9 protein-coding genes are annotated in these 10,891 nt (G+C 47.2%); 6 read left to right on the top strand and 3 right to left on the bottom strand.

The window, feature by feature from the left end:
- Positions 1–95 precede the first annotated feature (95 nt).
- From OXN25_17865 to OXN25_17840, 6 genes are all read left to right on the top strand, one after another.
- A complete protein-coding gene (locus OXN25_17865; protein MDE0426721.1) occupies positions 96–272 on the top strand; it encodes a hypothetical protein in 177 nt (58 codons plus the stop codon).
- 209 nt (positions 273–481) lie between these two features.
- Entirely contained in the window at positions 482–1,024 is a 543-nt protein-coding gene (locus tag OXN25_17860; protein MDE0426720.1) for a hypothetical protein, read from the top strand.
- Positions 1,025–1,097: 73 nt separating this feature from the next.
- Complete coding sequence (gene purF, locus OXN25_17855; protein MDE0426719.1) at positions 1,098–2,507, top strand: amidophosphoribosyltransferase; 1,410 nt, start codon at positions 1,098–1,100, stop codon at positions 2,505–2,507.
- 68 nt (positions 2,508–2,575) lie between these two features.
- Complete coding sequence (locus tag OXN25_17850; GenBank protein ID MDE0426718.1) at positions 2,576–2,884, top strand: hypothetical protein; 309 nt, start codon at positions 2,576–2,578, stop codon at positions 2,882–2,884.
- A 7-nt stretch (positions 2,885–2,891) separates the two neighbouring features.
- Positions 2,892–3,914, top strand: coding sequence for a phosphoribosylformylglycinamidine cyclo-ligase (gene purM, locus OXN25_17845; protein MDE0426717.1), 1,023 nt, complete (start codon positions 2,892–2,894; stop codon positions 3,912–3,914).
- A complete protein-coding gene (locus OXN25_17840) occupies positions 3,901–4,662 on the top strand; it encodes a hypothetical protein (GenBank protein MDE0426716.1) in 762 nt (253 codons plus the stop codon). Before purM ends, OXN25_17840 begins: the two co-directional genes overlap by 14 nt.
- Before the next feature lie 49 nt (positions 4,663–4,711).
- On the opposite strand, the gene OXN25_17835 is transcribed toward OXN25_17840, so the two are convergent.
- The 3 genes from OXN25_17835 to OXN25_17825 all read right to left on the bottom strand — a co-directional run bounded on the left by OXN25_17835 (position 4,712) and on the right by OXN25_17825 (position 10,658).
- Complete coding sequence (locus OXN25_17835) at positions 4,712–5,671, bottom strand: energy transducer TonB (GenBank protein ID MDE0426715.1); 960 nt, start codon at positions 5,669–5,671, stop codon at positions 4,712–4,714.
- Positions 5,672–5,978: 307 nt separating this feature from the next.
- On the bottom strand, positions 5,979–8,243 hold the full coding sequence (locus tag OXN25_17830) for a DUF5916 domain-containing protein (GenBank protein MDE0426714.1): 2,265 nt from the start codon (positions 8,241–8,243) through the stop codon (positions 5,979–5,981).
- A gap of 156 nt (positions 8,244–8,399) precedes the next feature.
- Positions 8,400–10,658: a DUF5916 domain-containing protein gene (locus tag OXN25_17825; protein ID MDE0426713.1), complete on the bottom strand. Its 2,259-nt coding sequence runs from the start codon at positions 10,656–10,658 to the stop codon at positions 8,400–8,402.
- Positions 10,659–10,891: the final 233 nt, after the last annotated feature.

The following is a 10,891-nucleotide window of genomic DNA, read 5'->3' as shown; positions in this document are numbered from 1 at the left end:
AAGCGACGACTGAGAATATATCAACTCATTTTCTAATTTTGCGTAAGTCCTAAAAATACTTACCATAACAGGTAAGAAACCTTGCGAGTGACGTGATGCAACCCGTTCAAACTATCAAACGAACAGACACGAATTATCCGAAACGATTGAAAGACTCTCTAAAAACAGAAACCCCAGAAACGATCTGGGCACGCGGCAATCTCAACTTGTTACCTGGACAAACCACCGCCTTAAATGGAGACCTCTGGGCACTTTTCTGCTCCAGCAAATGATGCCCTTTTTCGACTTGGGGCGCGACGGATTGAACCGTCCCTAAGTGTAAAGTAAGGATCAATTGTGTAAGACGCACAATTACTTGGACACTGACAGTGAATAAGGTGTTTTTGGGAGTTCTCTCCTACAGAAGAAAGATTAGATTTTTTTGACATTTATGTTGGATAATGGTACAATAGAATTAAATTTAAGAGAGAGACTGGAGTGTATGAAAAAAAGTAGTGTCACGTTAACCCTTGGGCAAATTGCTGCTGGGAGTATTGTTGGGCTATTAGGCGGTTGGATCTGCCTATTGGTGTTTGAGAATTTTATTTGGCAAGTGCTACTCGGGGATCGGATTCGCCACGGCTTTTGGGTCGGTTTGCTGCTCCTCATTTCCTTGAGTGTCTGGTACGCAACGGTGATCATCGGAGCGAGCCAAGGTATCCGCTTTGTGAGCCAAAGATTCGGTGTTAGCATCCCCTTAAAACCGCTTTATTCAGGGGCATTCTTGGGGCCGCCCGCTGTCGTCGGTTTGCTTGCGCTGCTTAACGTTCCATGGGAGATATTTGGTAGACCGAACCTGATTTTGGCGTTGATCCTTCCGCTGCTTAAGGCACTGGCGTATGTCATTTCATTACCCATGCGCGGGTGGGTATCGCTGGGTTTGCCGGTCGAGATTTGGTATATTCTTGCTGTTCCTATCGGCGCGATATTCGGATACCGATTGGCAGCATCTGAAAATACCGAAGTCAGCGCGGAACATGGATAAATATTAGAAAGGTTATTTTTCATGAACGGTTGCGAAGATCTAAAAGCGTATGCTGGAGGTTTTACTCGCCAACATGCAATATGATGATAAACCAAAGGACGAATGCGGTGTCTTCGGTGTCTTCGGTCACCCTAAAGCGGTAGAGCTAACCTATTTGGGGTTACGTGCCCTGCAGCATCGGGGGCAGGAGAGCAGTGGGATTATCGCGTCAGATGGTGAAAAGTTTACGTATCACCACGGCATGGGTCTTGTCCATTCTGTCTTTACGACTGAGGTTTTAGCGCAACTCAATGGCCATATCGCTATTGGACACAACCGATATTCCACAGCGGGGGAAAGTACACTGGAGAACGCGCAGCCGCTGGTTCGGAATTACAAGCAGGGTCCCCTCGCGCTTGGTCATAACGGCAATCTGGTCAACTCATCGTACATTCGGAACCATCTGGAGAATGCGGGTTCAATCTTCAGCACAAGTTTAGATACCGAGGTTTTTTTCCATCTTATAGCACATTCTCGGAAACAGGTTTTGGAAAATAGAATTATTGACGCACTTCGGAGTGTTGAAGGGGCTTATTCCTTCGTGTGCATGGATAAGAATACACTCATAGGTGCGCGCGATGCGCACGGATTCCGTCCGCTCTGGCTGGGTAAACTTGATGATGCTTATGTCCTTGCGTCCGAAACGTGTGCGCTTGATGTGATTGAAGCGGAGCCGATACGTGAGGTGGAACCCGGTGAGTTGATATTTATACGTTCGGCGCGTCGCGGCGTAGAATCCTTCCGTTTTCGTAGAAGAGAGCCGAAATTATCACAGTGCATCTTTGAATATATCTATCTGGCACGCCCGGATGGTATGATGTTCGGGCAGAGCGTGAATAGTACGCGCCGTGAATTCGGTAGGCAGCTCGCCCGTGAGCATCCCGTCAAAGCGGATGTTGTTATCCCGGTCCCCGATTCTGCAACGATTGCCGCCCTCGGCTATGCTGAGGAGTCTGGTATTCCTTTCGATTTAGGATTGTCGAGAAATACCTTCGTTGGACGCTCTTTTATGAATCCTACGCAGGATATCAGAGAACTCATGGTAAAGATAAAGTTGAATCCGATACGCGACGTCCTCCGCGGCAAACGGGTCGTGCTTGTAGATGATTCAATTATGCGTGGGACAAATAGTAGGAAACTCATCAAAATCGTTCGGCAAGGTGGCGCGACCGCTGTCCACCTCCGTATTGCATCCCCTCCGAATAAATTTTCATGTTTCTATGGTGTGGACACGCCGACACGTGGCGAGTTGATTGCCAGTTCGCACACGATTGAACAGATCCGTAAATATATTCGTGCCGACAGCCTCGGTTATCTGAGCATTGATGGCATGCTCAACTCGGTGAAGGCATCTCAAGACTTTTGTACCACCTGTTTTGATGGAGAATATCCAATCCCGTTTGTGGACGAGCCTTCAGAGCAGCTGCCCTTGATTGTAGATTAGTGGGTTATGGGTTGAAGTGCGTAAGTCCGGTGTAAGTTTGGATTAGTGTTGCCCGACGAGGAACTTTTATGCAGTATAGACAACGTGGTAAACAGAAAAGACCGAATCCGATAGGGACAGCGCAAGGGCGGCATACGCTCATCTCTTTGCTCGGATGTGCGATCCTCGGTATGGTTCTCAGCAGGGTTCTCCCGCCCCTAATTGGGAAATTACGACCCGGTATGACACCGGCTGAAGCCGAGGATACAGGTGTTCTCATTGCGTTGGTTATTAGCGGCATTGTATTGGTCATTAGCCTATTGAGACCGCGAAAACAAAGTGTTTCACCGCTGCGCAAACAATTAATGAAGGAACAAGAAAAATCAGATGGCAGATAAAAAGCCGTTGACATACGCCGATGCGGGTGTCTCATTTGAAGCCGAAGCCGAGGCGATAAAACGGCTAAAAGGACTGGTTCAGACGACCTATCGTCCCGAAGTACTCAGTGATGTTGGGAGTTTTGGCGGGCTGTTCGCACTCAAAGCATACGACGAACCTGTGCTTGTCTCCAGTACAGATAGTGTCGGTACGAAATTAAAAGTTGCGTTTAAAGCCTCGCGACACGATACCGTTGGGTTTGATATTGTTGCACATTGTGGAAACGACATCGTTGTGCAGGGTGCTGAGCCGCTCTTCTTTCTTGATTATATCGGCATTAATAAAGTGGTACCATCGGTGATTGAACAGGTTATTGACGGTTTGGCATCGGGTTGTCGAGAGATTGGATGCGCGCTAATCGGTGGTGAGATCGCGGAACTCCCTGACTTCTACGCCGTTGGTGAATACGATTTGGTTGGTACGATCGTCGGTGTAGTAGAAAAAAAAGATGTGATTACTGGCGATACAATTGCACCTGGGGATAAGCTCATCGGGTTAGGCTCGGCGGGTCTACATACTAACGGCTTTTCGTTGGTGCGTCGCATTCTGTTTGAACGGTGCAACTACGACGTTGACACTTACCTACCAGAACTCTCAGAAACGGTTGGGGACACCCTCCTCGCGTCCCACAAGAGTTATGTAAAATCTGTGTTGGCACTCCGCGAGGTATGTCAGATTAAAGGACTGGCGCATATCACCGGTGGTGGGCTCCCGGCGAATGTGCTGCGGATTCTACCCGATGACTGTGTAGCCGAAATCCAAAAAGGGACGTGGGAGATTCCGTCTATTTTTTCGTTTTTACAGGCAAAAGGGGACGTTGAAGACGCAGAGATGTATAGGGTTTTCAATATGGGAGTTGGGATGGTGGTCGTCCTTTCGCCAGATGATATTGATATTGCGCTATCGTCTCTCAATGCGTCAGGAGAGTCTACCTACCTCATCGGTGAAGTGGTCGCAGGCGAAAAGGGGGTACGAGGTGTCACTTCCTAATACAGACGCACAGGCGATGTCTCCGCTTTTAGATGAAGCTGCGCTAAAAGAATTGGTGGTTTTGCTTGATGAGACCCATCCACAAGTTGTTTTGACAGCGCTCCAAAATGTAGACGACACCGATGCTGCTGTGTTTTTTGTGATGTGTGCCCACTTGGAGAGTGACCTCATCGGCAATGCTCTTGCTGCATACGCCGGGAAACTTTTCGCGCAGTTACCCTTCGACAGGAAGGTGAGTATTGCTGAGCAGATAACTGCTACAGAGGTCATTGATGCTGAACGTGCAACTCAAATATGGCATGAGCATATCGCTAAAATTAAGGAGACACTCCAGCAAACCACTTTCTTAGGGAAAGGCACAACAAACCTTGCCAAATTATTATCCTACATGGATGTAGCGGAACAGAATCAGTTGTTGGAAACTTTGGCAGAAAAAAACCCCAAGATGGTAGATAGTGTCTCTGAACAACTGTTTACCTTTGAGGGTTTAGGTGAATTGGAGAACGAGGCGATTAAAACCGTCCTAAAAGTACTCGACAAGCAAACCTTAGCGGTTGCGTTGCACAACGCGCCCGTTACAGTACACGATCGATTCTTTGAGAACATGTCTGGGTCAGAGGCAGAGGCACTGGAAGCGGAAATCGCAGCACTGACGTTTGAACAGACGCAAATCGCTGAGACAGCCCGTCAATCTGTTGTCAATTTAGTGCGGAATTTCGCAGCAAAGGGGTTACTGAAAATAGGGTAAATTCTGTCCTGAAGTAAGGACGGAGACGCTACATCAGTAAGTGGTATTCTTAGTTATCCTTAAGCTTGAAATCAACGGGTATTTCGACTTCCAGACTGATCGGTTCTCCACCTTTTGTAGCGGGACGAAAGGTGCTCTTCTTTAAGATCTCAATTGCCGCTTCCTCAAATCCAAACCCGAGGCTTGTCAGTGCTACAATGTCTCGTGGAATACCATTTTCGTCGATAGTCACTTTCAGAATAACCTTGCCTTCTTTCTCTGCTCTCTTTGCTGCATCTGGATAATAATCCTTCGGATCCGGAATGTACTTCCTTGCTGGTGGAACAACACCAGGTTCAGGTTCGAAATCGACACTCCCCAGTCCGGGGCCTGCTTCTAATGAGTCACCGACATCAAGCTTGTTAATCAGTGATGGTGCTTCACGCTGAATTTCAAAGCCCTGTGTCTTTGCCTCTGGTTCCAATGACCGCGCGGGTTGGGCGAAATTTCGCTCGACCTCTATCATTTTGGGACCTTCATCCGCGCCAGGTGTTGAAAGGTCAACAGTTGCTTCCGCGCCTTGCGGGATGACGAATCCGTCTCTTGAGGGCAATTGTGAAGTGGCGGTCGCAAGCGGACGCTGAATAAGAACTTGCTGCTGTTGTGGTTTTGTTTCAAACTTTGGTGTCTCTCTGCGTCGGAGTCGACGCTTGGTTTTTGGCTCTTCTGTGACGATGCTAATATCAAACGTCTCTTGATTCATTTCAATCTGCTCGGCGATAAAGAAAGCACTAATAACAAACCCAATAATTACGTGAAATGCGATTGCTACTGAAAACGCTGTGGAACTCCGCCCGACGTGCTTTTGCGTGATCGGATGCTTCACTACGTTTGCTTGCGCAGTGGAAATACCTTGCTGTTGACTGGTATCCAGCGAAACCTTTTTCAGTGCAACAAAACGCTTCGGTTTTTTGCGCTCTGCCCGACGTTGCTGCATCTCACTAAGCATGCCGGAAGTTCTGCTACTCATCTGTCTTCCTCCTATAAAAAGAAGAACCTATGATTTCGGTTCGGAACCTGTCTATATGGACCCGATTCTAAGAGATTTAACTGAAACGAGTCCGTCAAGAAACTAAAAACCATTTATGATCGCACGTACTTATTTTTGACATCAAATGCTAAGAGAAGGTTTAATAGCCTCTATAGAATGTGGCACAATTTGTATATAAAAACGCTTTATTCGCGTATAAAGATACTTTAATTACAAATTGTACCACATTTCTTTTTTTTTGTCAATTTTTTAGAGTCCAATAATCCAACGGATTTGGTTTCTGATCCTATGGGTTCCACCAATAGGTCATCTTTGCCACAACAGTTGAGTCTAATAGCGTAGATTGTGTTGCGCCATCGGTATCGTAAGTCTGATTGAAAACGAAGTAGAAATCACTTCCCGGACGATAGATGTAATTAACCAGGAAGTTCATAGACACAACGTCTGCATCCGTATTCCATTGTGCAAAGACTTTTGCGAAGAGTTCCGTGGAAAAGGAATAGTCGAGTCTACCTCGGAAAAGATTGACATAAACAGGATGAGGTTCTCCGTCGGTAAAGTAAGTTACCGGCAGGTCAACGATCTGATTAAATTGGTATTCTGCCCGCATAGCGATATTTCCATTCGGTTTAAGGACGGTTTCTATAGATGCTCTGCGAACTTCACCCTCGTAGAAATCCTCAATACCGACATCCAGCGTTCCACCAATTACTCGACTATCATTACTGGAGAGACGGACACTGTACGTGTTAGCGTAGTAGCCGCCTATCGGAATTTCTACACCGTCCCGAAAATCGAAAATCTCGTCCAACCGCTCAAAACTGCGCCTACCCCTGAACATGATATAGTCACCGGTGTTGAACTCAAACCAATTGAGATAGGAGATATCCCATTCTTGCACTTTGTTGTCGTGATCGAGCAGATAATTCATCTCGGGTCCTGTCCAAACCTGCCGGACCCCGAATTTTTGGGGTCTTGGTGTCCAGCGCATCTCGCTTCGGAAATGACGGATGCCGGTACGGCGGACGTATCCTACGGCGGGATTGAAATCCTCGCCGATGTCGGTATATGAACCCTCTACACGAAAAACATTGCTCTGCCATTGGGAACCGAGATACCAAGAGTTGTTTTGCCCAAACATACTGGACGTCCCGGGTTCGGCAGTCAATGCCCACATACCCCGTACATTTAAACGATCACTGGGTCGATATTCAAAGTCGAGACCGCCGGCGCGGTTGTAATCCCCGAATTCGTCTTTATTGACGCCAATTACTCCGACCCGCGAACCCGCGGCAATGTCTTTTGTGAGTCGAAGCACGGAAAAGTTCGTTCGGGGTACATTGACAGGATCATCATCGGTAATGTCATCGTGGAATTCATCGGTAAGGACGTTGAGAAACCCAACCCCGTAAGATCCGATTTTACCTGTTGTTTTTCCACCGAAAATAATAGGAATGGCGTTTCCTTCAGCAAGTCCAATGCGTCGACTATAGAAGAGGAGCATCGGTGGGGGTCGGCGGAAACTCGTCCGCGGGACTCCAAAATCGAAAAGTCCTGCGCCTTCCAAAAAGAACGGACGTTTTTCGGGGAAGAAGAGGCTAAATCGGGTTAAATTTACCTGTTCGTCATCTGCTTCAACTTGGGCAAAGTCTGTGTTATAGGTAATATCAGCGGTGAGGTTTGAAGTGATACCATATTTTGCGTCAAAACCGAGTTTAAATTCGCGGGTCGTTTCGAGGTTTGCGTCGTCGTCACTGACCTGGGCGATTCCGGGCAGAATATAAGGGAGAACTTCTAAGTTTCGGGAGGGTGCGATCCCTTCTAATCCGACGAGGCTTCCGACGTGTGCTGTTCGGTATTTGGCTCTACCGCCGTAAGAGGAGGGGACGGGGTTCCAGATTGCTTCTTCTCGTGAACGCGCGATCCCACGTCCGGCATTGATGCCCCATGTCATTGGATCGTTCTTTTCAAAGCGGAGTTGACTAAACGGAACGCTGAGTTCCGCCGTCCAGTAAGAATCATTGATTTTCGATTTGCATGCGACGACAGCATCCCAATCCGAGTTAAATGTATCACCGCTGTTCGTAATGGCTCTGTCCTGCACTGCTCCAAGAGCATTCATCCTAAAAAAAAAGCCGCTCCGTTTATCGTTATATGTGTCCAATAGTACGAAAACATTGTCATTTTCGTGTAGGTCGCGTGAATCTCGGCGCATTTCATTGGCGATGAGTTTGGACATCTCCGAATCGTAACAGGTGAAACCGAAATAGATGTTTTCATCGTCGTAGAGAATCCGGAGTTCCATTGGTTCGGAAAGGTCTTCGCCTTCATAAGGCTCGACTTGGATAAATCGGTCCATAACCTCTGCGTGCTGCCAATCCTCTTCCGTTAAATCGCCATCAATCTCAATGCTCTGGTAGGTACGGTATGCTTTAATCTGCTTGTTGTGCAGTTCGGCGTGGACGCTAACAAAACCGTTCAATAGCGTAACAGCAATCAAAAAAATTGTAAGTCTCTGAAAGTGTAGTAAAGAAGATAGATACTCGTTCACAAACGTTGCCTCCTTTGAGGGGCCCTCAATTTTCGTTTTTTGCCCATTTTCATTAAAAAATCGCAAGAGGGAGCTTACCTCTACAGCGAAATGTCCGGATTCGGCACCGTCCTAAAAAGCTAAATTCCCTTAATCGAATAGGTTCTGGCACTTCTATTATGGGTTCCACCAATAGGTCATCTTTGCGACAACGGTTGAATCCAACAGTGTAGACTTCGTGGCACCGTCGGTATCATAAGTCTGATTGAATACGAAATAAAAATCACTTCCCGGACGGTAGATATAATTGATTAGGAAGTTGGTAGATACAACGTTCGAGTCAGTATTCCATTGTGCGAAGAGTTTTGCGAAGATTGCCGTGGAAAAAGAGTAATCAAGTCTACCCCTGAAAAGGTTGGCGTAGACAGGACGGGGCTGCCCGTCGGTAAAATACACTTCTGGTAGGTCCACCACCTGGTTAAATTGATATTGTGCGCTCAAACTTATATGCGGATTCGGTTTAAGAGTCGTTTGGATATAGGCTCTACGCACTTCGCCTTTGTAGAAATCCTCGATACCGCCCCCGAGAGTTGCGCTGATTGGACGGCTATCACTGGTGGAGACACGGACGCTATATGCGTTAGAGGCGTAGTCGCCTATCGGAATTTCCACGCCGTCCCTAAAATCGAAGACTTCGTTGAGTCGCTCGAAGGTGCGTCTGCCGTTGAAAAGGATATAGTCTCCAGAGTCGAATTCAAACCAATTGGTATAGGAAACGTTCCATTCTTCTAATTCATTGTCGTGATTGAGGATATAGTTCATCTCTGGTCCGGTCCAGATCTGTCGAATTCCGAATTTTTGGGGCATTGGGGTCCAACGCATCTCACCGCGGAAGTGCCGGATGCCGGTCCGTCTCACATATCCGACAGCGGGGTTGAAGTCTTCGGCAATATCAGTATACGAACCCTCCAGACGAAAACGATTACGCCGCCAATTGGAACCAATATACCATGCATCATTTTGTCCAGACGCATTCGGTTCAAATGTACGGGACCACAAGCCGCGGATGTCCATGCTATCGTTGGGACGGTACTCAAAATCGAAACCGCCTGCGCGATTGTAATCCCCGAATTCGTCCTTATTCACAGCGATCATTCCGATACGCGAACCCGAAGCTACGTCTTTTGTGATTCGCATCACGGAATAGTTAGTACGCGGGATGTCAATTGGGTCATCGACCGGGTCGGCATCGTAATATTCGTCTGTCATGACGTTAAGGAACCCTACACCGTAGGAACCGACCTTACCACTCGCTTTTCCGCCAAATATAATCGGAATCGCGTTTCCTTCAGCGAGCCCAATGCGTCGGCTATAGAAAAGGAGCATTGGTGGCGGTCTGCGGAAACTCGTCCGGGGCACCCCAAAATCGAAAAGACCGGCACCCTCCAAAAAGAACGGACGCTTTTCAGGGAAAAACAGGCTAAATCGGGTGAGATTTACCTGTTCCTCATCTGCTTCCACTTGTGCGAAGTCAGTGTTATAAGTGATGTCAGTGGTCAGGTTTGACGTGATGCCGTATTTGGCATCAAAACCTACCTTGAATTGTCCTTCGGTTTCAAGTCTTGCATCATTCCCATTAATTTGGGTCACACCGGGCAGGATATATGGCAGTACTTCTAAATTTCGAGACGGAGCAACGCCTGAAAGCCCAACGAGTTTTCCCATGCTGGCGGTCCGATACTTTGCCATGCCCCCATAGGACGCTGGAACAGGTGCCCATATCATCTCTTCTTGATTTCGCGCGAGTTCGCGACCGGTGTTCATACCCCACACTATCTGATCGCTCTGTTTAAAACGGAGTTGACTAAATGGGATACTAAGCTCGGATGTCCAATGAGTATCGTTGATTTTCGACTTACACGCCACAACTGCATCCCAATCCCCGTTGAGCGTGTCGCCGCTGTTCGTTACGGCTCTGTCCTGTATTGCCCCAAGCGCGTTCATCCGAAAGAAAAAGCCGCTTCGCCGGTCGTTATATGTGTCGAGTATCAAGAACACAGTGTCATTGTCGTGCAGGTCCCGAGAATCGCGGCGCATCTCATTCGCAACAAGTTTTGATATATCCGAATCAAAGCAAGTAAAGCCGAAGTAGATGTTCTCATTATCGTAGAGAACCCGGACCTCCATTGATTCGGAACCGATTTCGCCTTCGTAGGGCTCAATTTGCACAAACCTGTCAATTACTTCTGCGTGTTTCCAGTCTTCTTCTGTTAAATCTCCATCGATTTCGATGCTTTGGTAGGTCCGATACGCTTTAACTTCGTGATCTTGCGATTCAGCGTTGATGCTGGTGCTATTAATCTGAAACAGCGTGACGATAAGAAAGAGAATAGTGAGTTTTCGGAATGCCGAAAAAGAAAATAGGTGATCGTCCACAAACATTGCCTCCTTCGGAAAAAGGGATCTTATTGATATTGAGCTACTTTTAATAATAATTTAGACGCTTGTTTTGAAAATAGGTGTATTTATTTATGGTAAGGTTTAGAATTAATTGGACACTCCGCACCGGCGAGGTTAGGAAACCTCGCCTACCAGGGGAAAAAGTGTCTATTTATTTTCGCAATAAGTAGTTTTGGGATTTGAAAAATTGGTTGAAAGAGTGCGGTGAA

This window comes from Candidatus Poribacteria bacterium, assembly GCA_028820845.1.
In the GTDB taxonomy this organism is placed as follows: Bacteria; Poribacteria; WGA-4E; order WGA-4E; family WGA-3G; genus WGA-3G.
The sequence above is the reverse complement of the archived record's forward strand: the minus strand, read 5'-3'. Positions and strand labels throughout refer to the sequence as shown.

Coding starts and splice junctions, on each gene's coding strand:
- OXN25_17865 (MDE0426721.1), top strand. CDS start 96: ATGCAACCCGTTCAAACTATCAAACGAACAGACACGAATTATCCGAAA.
- OXN25_17850 (MDE0426718.1), top strand. CDS start 2,576: ATGCAGTATAGACAACGTGGTAAACAGAAAAGACCGAATCCGATAGGG.
- purF (MDE0426719.1), top strand. CDS start 1,098: ATGCAATATGATGATAAACCAAAGGACGAATGCGGTGTCTTCGGTGTC.
- OXN25_17860 (MDE0426720.1), top strand. CDS start 482: ATGAAAAAAAGTAGTGTCACGTTAACCCTTGGGCAAATTGCTGCTGGG.
- OXN25_17835 (MDE0426715.1), bottom strand. CDS start 5,671: ATGAGTAGCAGAACTTCCGGCATGCTTAGTGAGATGCAGCAACGTCGG.